The organism is Flavobacterium arabinosi (assembly GCF_048158725.1).
Classification (GTDB): Bacteria; Bacteroidota; Bacteroidia; order Flavobacteriales; family Flavobacteriaceae; genus Flavobacterium; species Flavobacterium arabinosi.
In genome coordinates this window covers 120,960-137,874 of record NZ_JBLNKX010000002.1, presented here as the reverse complement: position 1 = coordinate 137,874, position 16,915 = coordinate 120,960, and the positions used below count along the sequence as shown (strand labels likewise).

The 16,915-nt window shown below is 33.4% G+C and carries 20 protein-coding genes; 8 read left to right on the top strand and 12 right to left on the bottom strand.

Features of this window, described 5'->3' with window-relative positions; translation table 11 throughout:
- Positions 1–123 precede the first annotated feature (123 nt).
- A complete protein-coding gene (gene udk, locus ACM55K_RS04725; protein ID WP_416849107.1) occupies positions 124–732 on the bottom strand; it encodes a uridine kinase in 609 nt (202 codons plus the stop codon).
- A gap of 153 nt (positions 733–885) precedes the next feature.
- Between udk and ACM55K_RS04720 the strand changes: the two genes are divergently transcribed.
- The 4 genes from ACM55K_RS04720 to ACM55K_RS04705 all read left to right on the top strand — a co-directional run bounded on the left by ACM55K_RS04720 (position 886) and on the right by ACM55K_RS04705 (position 3,276).
- A complete protein-coding gene (locus ACM55K_RS04720) occupies positions 886–1,467 on the top strand; it encodes a Crp/Fnr family transcriptional regulator (RefSeq protein ID WP_416849106.1) in 582 nt (193 codons plus the stop codon).
- Between the two features lie 90 nt (positions 1,468–1,557).
- Positions 1,558–2,310, top strand: a complete 753-nt coding sequence (locus tag ACM55K_RS04715; RefSeq protein ID WP_416849105.1) for a pirin family protein — start codon at positions 1,558–1,560, stop codon at positions 2,308–2,310.
- Positions 2,311–2,360: 50 nt separating this feature from the next.
- Positions 2,361–2,891, top strand: a complete 531-nt coding sequence (locus ACM55K_RS04710; protein ID WP_416849104.1) for a YceI family protein — start codon at positions 2,361–2,363, stop codon at positions 2,889–2,891.
- Positions 2,892–2,964: 73 nt separating this feature from the next.
- Complete coding sequence (locus ACM55K_RS04705; RefSeq protein WP_416849103.1) at positions 2,965–3,276, top strand: response regulator; 312 nt, start codon at positions 2,965–2,967, stop codon at positions 3,274–3,276.
- Positions 3,277–3,329: 53 nt separating this feature from the next.
- Here ACM55K_RS04705 and ACM55K_RS04700 read toward each other — a convergent pair whose 3' ends face one another.
- The 6 genes from ACM55K_RS04700 to dnaA all read right to left on the bottom strand — a co-directional run bounded on the left by ACM55K_RS04700 (position 3,330) and on the right by dnaA (position 9,336).
- Positions 3,330–4,211 carry an SDR family oxidoreductase gene (locus tag ACM55K_RS04700; protein WP_416849102.1) on the bottom strand — a complete coding sequence of 294 codons (882 nt, stop codon included), beginning with the start codon at positions 4,209–4,211 and terminating at the stop codon, positions 3,330–3,332.
- A 77-nt stretch (positions 4,212–4,288) separates the two neighbouring features.
- Entirely contained in the window at positions 4,289–5,416 is a 1,128-nt protein-coding gene (locus ACM55K_RS04695; protein ID WP_416849101.1) for a methionine aminotransferase, read from the bottom strand.
- Between the two features lie 149 nt (positions 5,417–5,565).
- On the bottom strand, positions 5,566–6,084 hold the full coding sequence (locus ACM55K_RS04690; RefSeq protein ID WP_416849100.1) for a hypothetical protein: 519 nt from the start codon (positions 6,082–6,084) through the stop codon (positions 5,566–5,568).
- 510 nt (positions 6,085–6,594) lie between these two features.
- A complete protein-coding gene (locus ACM55K_RS04685; protein ID WP_416849099.1) occupies positions 6,595–7,317 on the bottom strand; it encodes an SAM-dependent methyltransferase in 723 nt (240 codons plus the stop codon).
- 115 nt (positions 7,318–7,432) lie between these two features.
- Positions 7,433–7,900 carry a low molecular weight protein-tyrosine-phosphatase gene (locus ACM55K_RS04680; RefSeq protein WP_416849098.1) on the bottom strand — a complete coding sequence of 156 codons (468 nt, stop codon included), beginning with the start codon at positions 7,898–7,900 and terminating at the stop codon, positions 7,433–7,435.
- An 8-nt stretch (positions 7,901–7,908) separates the two neighbouring features.
- Positions 7,909–9,336 carry a chromosomal replication initiator protein DnaA gene (gene dnaA, locus ACM55K_RS04675; protein WP_035674283.1) on the bottom strand — a complete coding sequence of 476 codons (1,428 nt, stop codon included), beginning with the start codon at positions 9,334–9,336 and terminating at the stop codon, positions 7,909–7,911.
- Positions 9,337–9,520: 184 nt separating this feature from the next.
- Between dnaA and ACM55K_RS04670 the strand changes: the two genes are divergently transcribed.
- Entirely contained in the window at positions 9,521–9,925 is a 405-nt protein-coding gene (locus ACM55K_RS04670) for an acyl-CoA thioesterase (protein WP_416849097.1), read from the top strand.
- A gap of 29 nt (positions 9,926–9,954) precedes the next feature.
- Here ACM55K_RS04670 and ACM55K_RS04665 read toward each other — a convergent pair whose 3' ends face one another.
- Genes ACM55K_RS04665 through ribD form a run of 3 tightly spaced genes read right to left on the bottom strand, consistent with a single transcriptional unit; the run spans position 9,955 to position 12,234 of the window.
- Positions 9,955–10,584, bottom strand: a complete 630-nt coding sequence (locus tag ACM55K_RS04665) for an IMPACT family protein (RefSeq protein WP_416849096.1) — start codon at positions 10,582–10,584, stop codon at positions 9,955–9,957.
- Between the two features lie 11 nt (positions 10,585–10,595).
- On the bottom strand, positions 10,596–11,198 hold the full coding sequence (locus ACM55K_RS04660; RefSeq protein ID WP_416849095.1) for an HAD family hydrolase: 603 nt from the start codon (positions 11,196–11,198) through the stop codon (positions 10,596–10,598).
- On the bottom strand, positions 11,191–12,234 hold the full coding sequence (gene ribD / locus ACM55K_RS04655; RefSeq protein WP_416849094.1) for a bifunctional diaminohydroxyphosphoribosylaminopyrimidine deaminase/5-amino-6-(5-phosphoribosylamino)uracil reductase RibD: 1,044 nt from the start codon (positions 12,232–12,234) through the stop codon (positions 11,191–11,193). The genes ACM55K_RS04660 and ribD overlap by 8 nt, the downstream gene beginning before the upstream one ends.
- A 118-nt stretch (positions 12,235–12,352) precedes the next feature.
- Between ribD and ACM55K_RS04650 the strand changes: the two genes are divergently transcribed.
- Together ACM55K_RS04650 and prmC are read left to right on the top strand one after the other, a co-directional pair.
- Complete coding sequence (locus tag ACM55K_RS04650; protein WP_416849093.1) at positions 12,353–12,838, top strand: GNAT family N-acetyltransferase; 486 nt, start codon at positions 12,353–12,355, stop codon at positions 12,836–12,838.
- Between the two features lie 134 nt (positions 12,839–12,972).
- Positions 12,973–13,824 carry a peptide chain release factor N(5)-glutamine methyltransferase gene (gene prmC, locus ACM55K_RS04645; protein WP_416849091.1) on the top strand — a complete coding sequence of 284 codons (852 nt, stop codon included), beginning with the start codon at positions 12,973–12,975 and terminating at the stop codon, positions 13,822–13,824.
- A 76-nt stretch (positions 13,825–13,900) separates the two neighbouring features.
- Here prmC and ACM55K_RS04640 read toward each other — a convergent pair whose 3' ends face one another.
- Entirely contained in the window at positions 13,901–15,145 is a 1,245-nt protein-coding gene (locus ACM55K_RS04640; RefSeq protein ID WP_416849089.1) for an ABC transporter permease, read from the bottom strand.
- Between the two features lie 88 nt (positions 15,146–15,233).
- Entirely contained in the window at positions 15,234–15,374 is a 141-nt protein-coding gene (locus ACM55K_RS04635) for a hypothetical protein (RefSeq protein WP_416849087.1), read from the bottom strand.
- Between the two features lie 163 nt (positions 15,375–15,537).
- On the opposite strand from ACM55K_RS04635, the gene hisS reads away from it, so the two are divergent.
- Positions 15,538–16,908: a histidine--tRNA ligase gene (gene hisS / locus ACM55K_RS04630; protein ID WP_416849086.1), complete on the top strand. Its 1,371-nt coding sequence runs from the start codon at positions 15,538–15,540 to the stop codon at positions 16,906–16,908.
- The last annotated feature ends 7 nt before the right edge of the window (positions 16,909–16,915 follow it).

The following is a 16,915-nucleotide window of genomic DNA, read 5'->3' as shown; positions in this document are numbered from 1 at the left end:
TTTTATTTTTTTAGCCCCGATTACAGTGAAAATCCTTTTTATTTTTTCTTTAAAAATAAAAAGATTGTAACGGAAAGCGGGAAATAGCTCCTAATAATTAATTAGATTAAAATTACAACTAAATTATAGTATTTTTTGATTTATTACCGCCCGAACTACGTCTATGGCTACGGTATTGTATTTGTCATTTGGTATAATAATGTCTGCAAATGCTTTTGTTGGTTCTATAAATTGCTCATGCATAGGCTTTAATGTCGTTTGGTATCTATTGATGACTTCGTGCATATCGCGGCCACGTTCTGCAATATCACGTCTCATACGACGGATTAATCGTTCGTCAGAATCAGCGTGAACATATATTTTTACATCAAATAAATCTCTTAATTCTGGATTTGCCAAAATTAAAATACCTTCTACAATCATCACTTTTCTAGGATGTGTAAAAACGGTATCGTCAGTTCTATTGTGCGTTACAAAGGAATAAACGGGTTGGCTGATGTTGTTTCCTTCTTTTAGTTCTTTAAGATGGGTAACTAATAATTCGAAATCAATAGCCCGCGGATGATCAAAATTGATGAGTGCTCTTTCATCAAATGAAAGCCCGTGGTTTTCTTTGTAATACGAGTCTTGTGAAATAATACCTACTTCTGTCTCCGGTAATTCATTCATAATCTGATGAACTACGGTTGTTTTTCCGCTTCCAGTTCCACCTGCAATTCCTATAATGAGCATAAAAGATGTATTATTTATTTGTCAAAGCAAAAATAGGAATTTAATTGCGAGTGGTTTTTGTTTTTTGAGGAAATGTTGCTAATTTAATATATTTATTGGGCGTTATTAATTAGCATTTTTTTCTACCTTTAGTTTTCTAAAAATCGTAGCATTTTGTACTCACAAATCAATAGAAATATCAGTCGCTATGTGGCTTTTGAACCGAAAGAAATGGAAATTTTCAATTCTTTATTGGAATATAAAACCGTTCCTAAGAAAACGATTCTGCTTCATGAAGGTGAAATGTGCAACTTTGAAGCATTTGTAATCAAGGGTTGTTTCAGGAAATATTATATTGATGCTAATGGTTTCGAAGTTATTCTTCAATTTGCAATTGAAAATGCTTGGATAAGCGATATTTCTTTTAGTATTTATGAAGATAAACCGAGTCGTGTGTTTATCGAAACATTGGAAGATTGTGAGTTTTTTATGTTCAGTCCTGAAACAAAAGAGACTTTATTTGCGAAAGCACCCAAGTTTGAAAGAGCTTTCCGAATATTGATGCAACGCAATCTAGCAGTTACCCAAGATCGCTTATTCAATACCATTTCTAAAACGGCTACCGAGAAATATTTAGAGTTTCTCGAACATTATCCTACACTTTCACAACGCGTTGCCCAGCATTACATTGCTTCCTATCTTGGGATTTCTGCAGAGTTTTTAAGCAAAGTAAGAACCAAAATTGCCAAACTCTAAATTTTCATTGTTTTTCATTTCTTGTCCTAGTTCAATGCATGCGCTTTTTTTTTGACGCAACTTTGTACCATAATATTAAAGAAAAGAACAATGGAAAATACAGATAAAATAAAAGACGGAGTTATCACTCATTCAGTTTTGCACAAAGCCAATACTCGTGGTCACGCCAATCATGGTTGGTTGGAATCCTATCACACTTTTAGCTTTGCTAATTATCACAATTCGGAGCGCACGAATTTTGGTGTTTTAAGGGTTTTGAATGACGACAGAGTTAGTCAAGGAATGGGTTTTGGGAAACATCCGCATGATAATATGGAAATTATTTCTATTCCGCTCGAAGGAGATTTAGAACACCAAGACAGTATGGGAAATACCACTGTAATCAAAGAAGGAGATATTCAGGTTATGAGTGCCGGTACAGGGATTTTTCACAGCGAGTACAATAAGAATAAAGACCAGTTGGTGAAATTTTTACAGATTTGGATTTATCCGAATCAAAAAAATGTAACCCCGCGTTATGATCAAGTTACGTTGAACTTAAAGGACCGTCACAATAAATTACAACAAATTTTATCCCCAAATGCAGAAGACGAAGGCGTTTGGGTTCATCAGGATGCTTGGTTTCATATCGGGAAATTCGACAAAGATTTTTCTACCTCTTATCAATTGAAAAAACCAGGAAATGGAATTTATGCTTTTGTTTTGAAAGGTGATTTCACAATTGGAAACATCGCTTTAAATGAACGTGACGGATTAGGAATTTGGGATACTGATACAATTTCAATCGCTGCAAATTCTGCTGATGCCGAAATCCTTTTGATGGAAGTACCAATGAAATTGTAATCAGATAAAAAAACAATAGAAATAACTAATAATAAATAAATAATACTACTATGTCAACAACAAAATGGGCAATAGACCCAACACATTCAGAAATTGGTTTTAAAGTAAAACACATGATGTTTACTACTATTTCAGGAAAATTTTCAAAATTTGATGCTTCAATTGAATCAGAAGATACTAATTTTGAAAATGCAAAAATTGAATTTACCGGAGCAATCGATTCCATATCTACCGGAAATACAGATAGAGATACCCATTTATTAAGTCCTGACTTTTTTGATGCAGCGCAGTTTCCAGAAATCAAATTCACAGCAACTTCATTTACCAAAATTAATGAAGGTGAATATGAATTGGTTGGAGATTTAACCATGCATGGCGTTACAAAATCAGTAAAACTGGCAGCAGAATTTAGTGGATTAATGAAAGATCCATGGGGGAACACAAAATTAGCTTTTTCATTAGAAGGAAAAATCAATAGAAAAGATTGGGGACTGAATTGGAATTCAGCACTTGAAACAGGTGGAGTTTTAGTAGGTGAAGAAGTTCGATTGAATATAGAATTGCAATTTATAAAATTATAATTTTCACAAGAACTAAAATAGTAATCTCAAAGAATTAGAATCTTTGAGGTTGTTATTTTATAAAAGTTGAATTATGGAAACTACCAATATTCTTTACATAGGAAGACATATCGAAATTCTGGCAATTGTTGTCCGACTCATTAATTCTAATGAAGATTGGAATGGAGTAGGTGTTATGAATGATGAAGAGGCAAAGGAAATTTTTTGTCAAAAAGAGTTTTCAGTGGTATTATTGGGTTCCGGAATTCAGAAAAAAAGTGAAACTGATTTATGTGTTTTTTTCAAAAAACAAAATCCAAATATAATTGTTGTACAGCATTATGGCGGTGGGAGTGGTTTGCTGAAAAGTGAAATTTTAGTAGCTTTAGAAAATAATAAAAATTAGCACAAACAAAAAAGAGAGTCATTTATAGGCTCTCTTTTTTTTATTTAAAACTATTATTTGTTCTTCTTTGCTTTGATCATCATTTCCAACTGATCCCAAAGTTCTTCGGGGATAGATTCGAGAATGTTGAATTGTCCGGCGCCTTTGAGCCATTCACCACCATCAATAACAACGACTTCACCATTTACATACGCTGAAAAATCAGAAACTAAATAAGCCGCTAAATTGGCTAATTCCTGATGATCTCCAACACGTTTTAACGGCACTTTTTTTGCCATATCAAATTTCTCGGCTAAATCTCCTGGTAGTAATCTGTCCCAAGCGCCTTTCGTTGGGAATGGTCCCGGAGCAATCGCATTGGAACGAATCCCGTACTTAGCCCATTCTACAGCAAGACTTCGTGTCATGGCCAAAACTCCCGCTTTTGCAGTAGCACTTGGCACCACATAAGCAGAACCAGTCCAAGCGTAAGTCGTTACAATATTTAAGATGGTAGATGATTTTTGTTTGGTGTCAATCCAATGTTTTCCAAAAGCAAGGGTACAGTTTTTTGTTCCTTTTAAAACAATATCAATTACAGTATCAAAAGCATTTGCAGATAATCTTTCGGTTGGCGAAATGAAATTTCCGGCAGCATTATTAAGTAAAACATCTACTTTACCAAAAGCTTTCAAAACTTCCTGTAACATGTTTTCGACTTCTTCGTAATGACGCACATCGCATTGAATAGGAAGGCAGGTTCCACCTGTTTCAGTTTCCAGTTCTGCAGCTGTATTTTTTAGTTTTTCTAAATCTCTGGATGTAATGGCAACTTGCGCACCCAATTCTAAGAAATATTTAGTCATTGCTTTTCCTAAGCCACTTCCACCACCAGTTACGACAATCACTTTGCCTTTTAGCGCATCGTCCCGTAACATTTTATCTGTATAACTCATGTTTTGATATTTTTTTTATTGTAAATATAATAAAATTAAATAGTATGCATGCATAATAAAAAATAAAATTGTTGCTTTTAAATGGCACACAATCTTTTAGCAGCTTCTTCCAGTGTTGCATTGTCTTTGGCAAAACAAAACCGAATTAATTTCAGATCTTTTCCATCAGCATAGAAAGTAGAAATAGGAATAGCGGCCACACCATGTTCAACAATTAGGCGTTTGCAAAAATCAACATCATTTTCATTTGAAATAGCAGCATAGGAAACAACCTGAAAATAAGTTCCTTCGCAAGGCATGAGTTTGAAGCGACTGTCTTTTAATAATTGTCTAAAGTAATCTCGTTTTTCCTGATAGAATTTCCCAATTTCATTCACAGAAACGAAGTCTAAGTAGTCACTAATAGCTACTTGACATATACTATTTACACTGAAAACTAAAAATTGATGGACTTTTTTGATTTCTTTCATAAGGTATTCAGGCGCGACCAAATATCCTATTTTCCATCCGGTAACATGGAACGATTTTCCAAAAGAAGAAACCATCACGCAACGATTGAGTAGTTTTTTTTGAGTATGAGCCGAAATATGTTTTTCTTCGAAAGTGATGTATTCGTACACTTCATCTGATAGAACTAAAATGTCAGGATATTTTTCCAATAGAATTTCCAATGAATCAAAATCGGATTTGGTTAAAATTTTACCAGTCGGATTATGCGGATTATTAATGATAATCATTTTGGTTTTTGGCGTACAGGCTTTTTCGATAATCTCCCAATTTGGTGTATAATCATCGTTTAGTGCTACCCTAACTGGATTTGCGTTGCATAATAGTACTGGTGCTTCATAACAATCATAACTTGGATCTAAAATAAGAACTTCATCATTAAGTTTTACTAAAGCCAGTATTGTGGTGAAAATGGCTTGGGTAGCACCTGCTGTTATTAATAATTCAGTATCAGCTTGAACGGTTCTTTCGTAGGAGCTTTTTACGAGAGTCACTATTTTTGATAATAATGGCTGATAACCTGACATTGGGGTGTATTGGTGTACGTCTTCTTTGGCAAGTTTGGAAACAATAGCTGTTAATCTTTCATCCACAGGAAAGTTTGGAAAACCTTGCGATAGATTAATAGCATTATACTCAGCTGCCATTTTTGACATAACAGTAAAAATACTTGTGGTTATATTTGGAAGTTTACTCATAAAATGATTTCATTTATTACTTGATAAATATAACTCGTTTAGCTATAAGTTTGTTTTTTTGAAGATTAAAATCCAAAAAATATATAGTTGTCTAAGTCTCAAAAAAAAAGCTATCTGAATGATAGCTTTTAATTTATGTTTATTTGTGATTACATTCCTTTGACAATATCCCCATTCGCATTAACAACTAATTTGCGAACGTCTTTGTCTTTTTTTATTCTCAGATTATATTCTTTTTTAATAACATCACCTTCTTTTTGAGAATATAAATATTTGTCATTTACAATTTGCCACCCAGGAAAAGCTTTATAAACGGAATAAATTACACTATTTGGAAGTCTTACGTTTTTATAGTTTTCAACAACCCGGATCAATTTTCCATTTTCATTATAAGTTGCATTCAATGATCCATTTTTGGTTTCCATAATTACTAAATAGTTTTCATATCCTTCATAATCTTTTCCCAGATCATACGCGATAAATTTTTCTTCTAAAGCTCTTACATTTTTATCAGGATTTCTATCGGGTAAATATATAGAGAAGTCTTTTCCAGCGCTTTTAATTACAACCCCAGGTAATTCTTCCATCCTTATATTCCCATCAATATCCTGCGAATACGATGTAAGGGTTATGCTTAAAAAAAGCACAACAATAATAAACGATTTCATGATATTAGTTTTTAAATTATATTCAAGTCATGTCATAGCTATGATTAAAATAAATTTAGTAAGGTTTATCATTTTCTTCCCCTTTTTGTTTTTAATTTATTTAAATCATTATAATTCAAAACATTAGTGGTTATATTTTTTGAATATTAAGTCAAAAAATTATATTGGGGACTAGTAAAGTTAGTGTTTTTTTCAAAGTGATGCAGTTAACTTTTTCTATAAATAAAGTTAATATGTATGGAAATTCAGTATCTATTTTTAGCAAGAAAATCCACTTGTGGCTGTAAATAAAAGGGAAGATTGTTCTGTTTTTTGTTCTATGAAAAATAATCATCCAGTAATGAACATTTTATAGATTCACTTATTATTTTAATTTGTTTTCAGAGCATGGAATGGCAATACTTAGAAAGTATGTTTTCTCGTGTTTCTTTAAATAGCCTATTATGAACGGAATTTTTTAATCTAATAGAAAGCTATTCTGTTCGGATTTTAAATTCAGAAATTAAGCTGTTACATTTTATGAATTATAAAAATAGTAGGGCGGTTGTGTAAATCTACTTGTGTTTTTTTCCAATCAGAAGCGCGCATAGTTTTTATATATTCTGTTGGTAAAGTTATATCCGTTGCGATACAAAGATAGGTTGCAGGATTTAGGGCTTGTAAAATATCCTCCAGCATTTTATTATTTCTATAAGGTGTTTCTATAAAAATTTGAGATTGGTTTTTATCCTGAGATAGTTTTTCCAAGTTTTTAAGAGCCGTTTTCTTTTCCCCTTTTTCAATTGGTAAATACCCATTAAAGGTAAAACTTTGTCCGTTCATTCCAGATGCCATCATCGCTAAAAGAATAGAAGAAGGGCCTACTAGTGGGACAACCTGGATTCCTTTTTCATGTGCCAGTTTTACAATAACTGCGCCGGGATCAGCTACGCCGGGACAACCTGCTTCGCTCATCAATCCTACATTTTTTCCTTCTAATAAAGGTTTGATAAAATCTAAATGCTCTTTAGCTTCAGTGTGTTTGTTTAAAACAAAAAGTTTCAGCTCCGATTGTTTTTTTTCAGGACTAACTCCTTTGATGGATTTTCGGGCTGTTTTTTCGTTTTCAACGACATAGTAATCAATAAAATCAATACTTCTTTTTATGGTTTGTGGCAAGACATCCATAGGATTGCTATCTCCCAATGTAGTTGGTATTAAATAGAGTTTTCCTAAAAGAGAGGTTGATTTCATCCGTTTGATTTTATGTTTTTAAAGGGAATTAAGTGCTGTTTTTTTCTTGTAAAGAGCAGAATTGCTTTTTAAGGAACTATAGATGCTTCGAAAATAAATTTTTAAACCTGAAATATTATTGGTGCTTTTCAATAAGTTTTTTAGCGATTACTTCGCAAACTTCATCAAGCATATTGTAAACTATCTCAAATCCATTTGTTAAACCAAAATAAGGATCGGGAACATCTACATTTTCATTTGGAAATAATTCATTTAAAATGAGGTATACTTTTTCTTTTTGATCTTGGTTTTGAGCGAGCTCGATAACATTCTCGTAATTAGAATTATCCATCACAAAGATATAATCAAAAGTATGAAAATCATTTGCGCTGAATTGACGTCCTTTTTGATTTGAGATATTTATTTTATTTTTTTTTGCAACAGCAATGGAACGATCATCAGGTGAATGACCAATATGCCATGAACCTGTTCCTGCTGAATCTACTGTAAATTTATTTTTTGGGAGTTTTGATGCTAATATACCTTCGGCCAAGGGCGACCGACAAATATTTCCTAAACAAACCATTAAAATTTTTATGGGCATGATGCTTTTTATAGCGTTAATTTTTTATTGATGTCTTCAACAAATTTCTTGAATTGTTTGTCGGTAGCAACTAAATTATCAACGGTTTTGCAAGCGTGTAATACTGTAGCGTGATCTCTGTCTCCAATTTGTGAACCAATGTTTGCCAAAGATGCTTTTGTGAATTTTTTTGCAAAAAACATAGCTAATTGTCTCGCTTGTACAACATGCCTCTTTCGAGTTTTTGATTGTAGCGTTTCTAAATCCAATTGGAAATAATCGGAAACAATTTTTTGAATGTAATCGATAGAAATTTCTCGTTTTACATTTTTTACAAATTTTTCAACAACACTTTTAGCAAGTTCTAAAGTAACTTCTTTTTTATTAAAAGAAGATTGAGCAATCAAGGAAATAATAGCTCCTTCCAGTTCTCTTACATTAGATTTGATGTTTCTGGCAACGTATTCAATTATTTCTTCAGGTATTTCTACACCATCTCTATACAATATATTTTTAAGGATAGAAATTCTGGTTTCATAATCAGGTTGATGCAATTCTGCAGACAATCCCCATTTGAAACGAGATAATAAACGTTGTTCAATATCTTGCATGTCAACTGGTGCCTTGTCTGATGTCAAGATTACCTGTTTCCCGTTTTGGTGCAAATAATTGAAAATATGGAAAAATACATCTTGAGTTCCTGATTTTCCAGAAAGGAATTGAACGTCATCAATAATTAAAACATCAATTAATTGATAGAAGTGTATAAAATCATTTCGGTTGTTTTTCTTTACCGAGTCAATATATTGTTGTGTGAAAATTTCCGCCGAAATGTATAACACCGTTTTTTCAGGATATTTGTCTTTTATTTCTACACCAATAGCATGCGCTAAATGCGTTTTTCCAAGACCAACTCCTCCAAAAATTAATAATGGATTAAATGAAGTTCCTCCAGGTTTATTGGCAACAGCCATCCCAGCAGAGCGCGCTAATCTATTAGAATCACCTTCCAGAAAATTATCGAAACTGTAATTCGCGTTAAGTTGAGATTCAATTTTTAGATTTCTAATACCAGGAATTACAAAAGGATTTTTTAATTCTGGGTTCAGGTTTTTAAATGGAGCATCTACTTCTTGTGGCTTCATAGGAACTCTATTAGCACTTGGCAATTGTTCCGTAAACGGTTGTTTGTTGCCATAAGTGTTTTCCATTCTGATTTTATAGAGTAACTTTGCGTTTTTTCCAAGTTCTTTGGTAAGTGCCACTTTTAATAATTTTACATAGTGTTCTTCTAGCCATTCGTAGAAAAATTTACTTGGAACTTGAATATATAATGCATTATCGGTTAGCTCAACTGATTTGATTGGTTCGAACCAAGTTTTGTAAGCTTGATCCTGAATATTGTCTTTTATGAAAGAAAGACAGTTTTCCCATACTGATTGAGCAGTTTTGTTCATATATTCTGTTAAATTATTTTTATTCGGTAATTATTATCTTACTAAAAAAAGAGTGAAATTTCATCGTTTTTCGGGGTAACAAATATGTGAACAAATTTCTGTAAAAAAAAATATATTGGGTAATAATTTTACGAATTATTGTTGTAAGGCACGTTTTAATTTTTAATTTTTTAATACATAATTAATGAAAGATCATCAAATTCAAGTTCGTGTACGTTACTCAGAAACGGACCAAATGGGTGTTGTATATCATGGAAATTACATCCCTTATTTTGAGATAGGAAGGGTGGAATGGCTTAGAGACAAAGGGATTTCATATAAAAACATGGAAGAAAGCGGTATCGGGTTGCCGATTGTTTCGATGAATATAAATTATAAAAAATCAGCTCGGTATGATGAGTTGCTTACCGTTCATACCACTTTCAAAAGTCAGAGTTCTGTGAAGATTGAATTTGATTGCGCTATTTATAATGAGTCCGAAGAGTTGTTAACAACTGCCCAATTTATTTTGGTTTTTGTGGCCTTAAAAACGGGTCGCCCAACAGCTCCTCCAGATTATATTTTAGAATTGTTAAAAAGGATAGAATAAATTATAAAAACAGCATTTTTGAATAGAAATTAGAGTCGTTTTATATCGATTTCAAACATCAGATTAAAAATGTTGAATATCATATCAGCATTTTTTTTTCGTGTTTTTATTTCGATTTTGCCTATCGGAAGTCCTGAATCTTCATTTATTTCCATTTTCTGAGCCACCATTTCGAGCTTTTTCTCCTTGATTACTCGCATCACTTTGTTCATGTTTTTATAATCAAATGTGATTGAATAATGAATATTTATAGTTTTTTCGACTATTTCGCAAGTTTCAAGGACCACCTGGGCGGTCGTCTTATAAGCAGATATCAATCCACCAACTCCTAGTTTTATGCCTCCAAAAATCCGAACCACCACAATTAATACATTGGTTACGGAAAATGACTGAATTTGTCCGTAAATAGGCATGCCTGCAGTGTTGCTTGGTTCTCCATCATCATTAGCTCTATACGTTACTGTGTCAGCACCTATTTGATAGGCATAACAAAAATGTCCAGCATTGGGATGTTGTTTTCGTAAAATTTCGATTAGTGGTTTTACTTCGTCTTCAGATTGAATTGGGTAAGCATAGCCAAAGAATTTACTGTTTTTTTCTTTGAAAAGTATTTCTGAAGAGGGAAATTCAATGGTGTTGTAAGTATCTTTAAATTCCAAAAGAGTTTATTCTAAATTATTTTTTTGTCAAATAAATTAACGACATCTTCTTCTCCAACTTGTAAATTCCAAACTTGAAACCCTAATGCGAGAGCCGCATCTGTATTTTCTTTTTTATCGTCAATGAATAAAGTGCGTTTTGGAGCCAAATCATGTTTGTTTACCAAATAATTGAAAATTTCAGGATTGGGTTTTCTCATTTCTACTTCAAACGAAAAATAGACTTTTTCAAAACATTGGTAAAAATCACTGTAAAATGAAATTCCGTTTTTTTGCTCGAAAGTTTCTATATGAATGGCATCCGTATTGGACAATAAGAATAATCGGTATTTTTTGGAAAGCATTTGAAGAAATTCCAATCGGTACAATGGAAAATCAAGAAGAATTGCATTCCAAGCTTCAAGAATTTCATTTATGGAAGCATTGGGTATATGTTTTTGAATACCAAGAAGGAAATTTTCACGTGAGATTTGACCCGTTTCAAACTGAATATTTAAATGGTCCAAATCTTCATTCCACTCAGACATACCTAATTTCTGCAAGGCATCCATAGTAGCTTGTTTATTCAAATTGATAAAGATATCCCCAAAATCAAATATAATAGTATTAATCATGGTTTCTAGAAATTATAAGTTCATCATTGCCAATCGAATATTTTTCGAACGGTTTTTTATCTAGTATTGGGGCTTTTGTTCCCGTAGTAAATTGAACGTTTCCAACAAAGATTCTTGCTTCATCCCAAAGGTTTGCGTCAATAAAAGTCTGAAGAGTTTGTCGACCGCCTTCAATAATTACAGATTGAATTTGATGCTGATATAACGCTTTCTCTATTTGTTTCGCTATGTTTTGTTCAAAATCAATTACTTCAAAGATAGTGTTTTCTTTTTCAATTGTGGTTTTCGATTTCGAAAATTGGATAGTTTTAACCTGATTATTAAAGATATGACTGTCTTTGGGAATTCGATTATTTTGATCTATAATTACTCGAATCGGATTGTTTCCATGCCAATCCCGTGCATTTAGTTTCGGATTATCATCAATAACTGTTTGCGTTCCCGCCAGAATAGCTTGCTCTTCAGTTCGCCATTTGTGGACTAATTGTCGGGAATAAACATTGGTAATCCAAACTGGTTTTTTTTCATTTTTTTCTAAAGGTGCAATAAACCCATCCTGACTTTCGGCCCATTTCAAAATGATGTACGGTCTTTTCTTTTCGTGAAAAGTAAAAAAGCGTTTGTTCAGTTCATGACATTCCGCTTCCAGAATGCCAACTGTAACTTGTATTCCGGCTTCAATAAGTTTTTTGATTCCGTTTCCTGCGACTTTTATATTTGGATCAATAGTACCGATAACCACATTTGGGATTTTATTTTTGATGATCAAATCGCAGCAAGGTGGTGTTTTCCCAAAATGACTGCAAGGTTCTAAACTTACATAAATAGTCGCTTTTTTTAATAATGATTTATCTTTTACTGAATTCACGGCATTTACTTCGGCATGCGGTTCTCCAGCTTTTTTATGCCAGCCTTCGCCAATGATTGTATCGTTATAAACAATTACACTGCCTACCAAAGGATTCGGATACGTTGTTCCTAAACCATTTTTGGCTAACTCGATACATCGTTTTATATATTTTTCATGTATTTTCACATTACAAAAGTAGTAATTTTTGAGTTTAGCCCCGAAACTTCGGGATTAGTTTTGAAACTTTAGAAAATAACAATAAACAATTTCTATTTTTGTAAGTAAAATTAGTTTCTGAAATAAAATGGAAGATTACAGCATTAGAAAAATAAAAAAAGAAGACAATCAGGCAGTTGCACAATTGATACGAGCTGTTTTTGACGAATTGAAGATTCCAAAAGTAGGAACAGCCTATGAAGATCCTTATTTAGATTTAATGTTTGAAGAGTACAATAAGCCTAAATCAGTTTATTATGTTGTTGAAAAAGGCGGAAAAATTATCGGTTCCGCTGGAGTAGCGCCGCTAGAAAATGAAGCGGAAACTATTTGTGAATTGCAAAAAATGTATTTCCTTCCAGAAACTAGAGGTTTGGGAATTGGCAGTAAAATGATGACTATTTGTTTGCAAAGTGCGAAGGATTTTGGTTTTGAAAAATGTTACCTCGAAACAATGCCCTTTATGCATGATGCCCAGAAATTATATAAAAAAGTAGGTTTCGAATACATTTGTTCCCCAATGGGAAGCACCGGTCATACCAGTTGTCCGGTTTGGATGTTGAAGGATTTATAAAACTTCAAAATTCTTTGTTCAACATTCCTTGTTCAAACTTTAATTTTTTTAATGTTGAATATTCAATTTGGAATAACGAATTTTGAATCAAAAAACTGAATATTCAATTTGGAATAACGAATATTAAAAACCCAATGAAAATTAAAGAATACAGAACTCAATTTATTAATGAGCTTACTCCAATTTACGATGCCGGTGAAGCCGAAAGTTTTTTCTATTTGATATTAGAAGAGAAAAAGCAATTGAAAAGAATTGACTTGGCGTTACATCCTGATCTGGTTTTTTCCGAAGAGGAAATTGCGGTTTGGAATTCTATTTTGGAACCATTAAAAAAAGAAATTCCAATACAGTACTTATTAGGTAAAACCAGTTTTTATGGTTTGGATTTCGAAGTCAATGACAACGTTTTGATTCCAAGGCCGGAAACCGAAGAACTAGTGGATTGGATTATTAAAAGTAATTCAAAGATTAAAGATTTAAAGATTTTAGATGTTGGAACAGGAAGTGGCTGCATTGCTATTTCATTGGCAAAAAATATTCCTAATGCCCAAGTTTTTGCCATTGATGTTTCTGAAAAAGCTTTGGCTACAGCCCAAAAAAATGCCAAAATCAATGCCGTAAACGTTACTTTTATCAATCAAAATATTCTTGGAACCGAAGATTTGCAACAGCAATTTGATATTATTGTTTCGAATCCTCCTTATGTTCGTAATCTGGAAAAAGAGGAAATCAAGAAAAATGTTTTGGACAATGAACCGCATTTGGCTCTTTTTGTCGAAGATAATGATGCCTTGATTTTTTATAAAAAAATAGCCGAATTAGCTCAAAAAAATCTTGTGCCAAACGGACAATTATATTTTGAAATCAATCAATATTTAGGCAAAGAAATGATGGAGTTGCTCGAAAAAATGAACTTCAAAAACATCGAATTGCGCAAGGATATTTACGGAAATGACAGAATGATGAAAGCAGATTTAAGGGTTTAAACTTCTGAAATCAAAAATCGTTAATCAGCATTCAAAAATCAAAAAAATAGCATAAATGATTTTTTTAATCTGTCCACTACTCGTATCGCAATGCCTCAATTGGATCCAGTTTCGCAGCTTTTACGGCAGGATATAAACCAGAAACGATTGCTACAATAAAACTGGTTATAAACGCTGCCATAATTGCGCCCCACGGAATTACAAACACAAAGGTCATTGCGGTGGCGATTCCAAAACCAATCAAAATTCCAAAAATAATTCCCACCAACCCGCCTAATTGTCCAATAAGTAAGGTTTCTATAAAAAACTGAAAAGCAATCGTAGTTTTTTTGGCTCCCAATGCTTTTCGAACCCCAATTTCTCGGGTACGTTCCGTCACCGAAACAATCATGATATTCATCAAAGCAATCGAAGAACCAAGAACGGTTATTATTCCGATAAGCCAGGAAGCGAGTCCAAGATATTTTGTAATTCCAAGGATTCTATTGATAAGATCATCACTACGAACGACACCGAAATTATTGTCTTTTATCGGGCTTAATTTACGGACCCTACGCATCGTGCTGGTAGCATTATCAATGGCTTGGTCCAATAATTCTTTCTTAGAAACCATGATGCTCATAGTGTAATTGATATTTGGTGCGGTAAAAAGAGAACGAGCTACTTGAATTGGGATTAAAATTCGTAAATCTTGGCTGTTTCCAAAGGTGGAACCCTTTTCTTTTAATACTCCTATGACTCTAAATCGGGCGCCACGAATCGAAATTACTTTATCAATAGGATTCACATCTTTCAGTAATCCTTTTTCAAAATCAGAACCTACTATGCACACATACGCATTGTTATCGATGTCAAAACCGGTAAAATTTCGCCCTGCACTAGTTTCTAAACCAGAATTAGTCATAAAATGTTCATCAACGCCTACAATTGAATTTTCGGGATCGGTTTTAATCGCTCCGAATTTAACTTCCGCCACTGATGTGGCCTTGAAGGACAGGGAAGTTTCAGTAAAAGGATAGTTGTATTTATTTTTGAAAGCCACAGCTTCCGGGTAAGAAATAATAGGATTTATAATTTCACGTTCCTGGCCACCACGGTTTCGGACTTCATTTTCATATTGATTAATATTGAAAGTATTGGCTCCCATCGAAGCAAAATCAGATGAAATTGTGTTTTCTAAAGCCGAAACAACGGTTAATATGCTTACCAAAGCCGTAATCCCAATCGCGATAATTAGCACCGTAAGTATGGTCCGTAACAATTGTGTCCTGATAGAACCAAATGCAATCCGAATATTTTCTTTGAATAATTTTAGCATCATACGAGTTTGACACGAAAATACAATTTTTGTTACAAATTTTCTTTTCAAAAATCCTAATTTATTTTTAGGAGCTATTTCCAGCTTTCCGCTACAAACGAAGTTCACTGAACTCAAATAAAAATAAAAAATACGTGAAGTAATCGGTCAGAGAAAATAATTTGTTTTCAATTGCCTGAAAGGAGCTTCCTTTGGCCGCTCTTTCAGGCAAGAAAACAATATTATTTTTCACTTCCCTATTTTCGCTGTAATCTGGGCTAGGCATCAGGGAATAAAATGCGAAAATTTGTAAACAGATTTATTTTAAAAATAAGATATTTGCAAAAGAATTAAAAATCAAAAATTACAAATTAGGTTTGTATAAATTTTTAATTCGTAATTTTTAATTCATAAAAATGGCATCAAAACCAAGCATTCCAAAAGGGACTAGAGATTTCTCACCAACCGAGGTGGCAAAACGTCAATATATCATTCAGATTATAAAAAGTAATTTCGAGAAATTTGGTTTTCAACCTATAGAAACACCTTCATTTGAAAACTCCGAAACCTTAATGGGAAAATACGGAGAAGAAGGCGATCGTTTGATTTTCAAAATATTAAATTCCGGAGATTATTTGGCCAAAGCCAATGCAACTCATTTAGAAAATAAAGACAGTACAAAATTAACGGCAAGTATTTCTGAGAAAGCCTTGCGTTATGATTTGACTGTTCCGTTTGCCCGTTATGTGGTACAACACCAAAACGAAATTGAATTTCCATTCAAAAGATACCAAATCCAACCTGTTTGGCGTGCTGACCGTCCGCAAAAAGGGCGTTTCAGAGAATTTTTTCAATGTGACGCTGATGTGGTGGGTTCTAAATCGTTGTGGCAGGAAGTGGAGTTGGTTCAACTATATGATACTGTTTTTTCTGCTTTGGGTTTAGAAGGGGTAACTATCAAAATCAACAACAGAAAAATTTTATCTGGGATTGCGGAGGTTATTGGCGCATCAGATAAATTAATTGATTTCACCGTTGCATTGGACAAGTTGGACAAAATAGGCGAGGACGGCGTGAAAAAAGAAATGATGGAGAAAGGCATTTCGGAAGAAGCCATTGAAAAAGTACAGCCGTTATTTAATTTCACAGGAACCATTTCGGAAAAAATAAACCAACTTTCGGTTTTGCTTGCGGAATCCAGTGAAGGAATGAAAGGAGTGGAGGAGTTGCGTTTTATTTGTGACAACGTGATGAAACTTGGATTGTCAACTGCAATTTTAGATTTAGATGTGACGCTGGCAAGAGGACTGAATTATTATACAGGAGCAATTTTTGAAGTGGCTCCGCCAAAATCGGTTGCTATGGGATCCATCGGTGGTGGTGGAAGATACGATGATTTGACGGGAATTTTCGGACTCAAAAACATGAGCGGTGTTGGAATTTCTTTTGGTTTGGACCGAATTTATTTGGTTATCGAAGAGTTGAATTTATTTCCTGAAACCGTAACAGCAACTTCCAAAGCGTTGTTTATTAATTATGGTGACACAGAAGCGTTTTATGGATTGCAAGCCATACAAAAATTAAGAGCTTCCGGAATAAAAGTAGAATTGTATCCTGATAATGCAAAAGTGGCCAAACAGTTTCAACATGCGGATAAACGAGGAATTCCTTTTGCTGTAATTGTAGGAGAGCAAGAAATGGAGTCTAATTCTTTTTCGCTTAAAAATTTAGTGACAGGAGAGCAGGTTTTGCTGGATTTAGAAGGTCTAAAAAAGATACTTTCATAAGTGACAT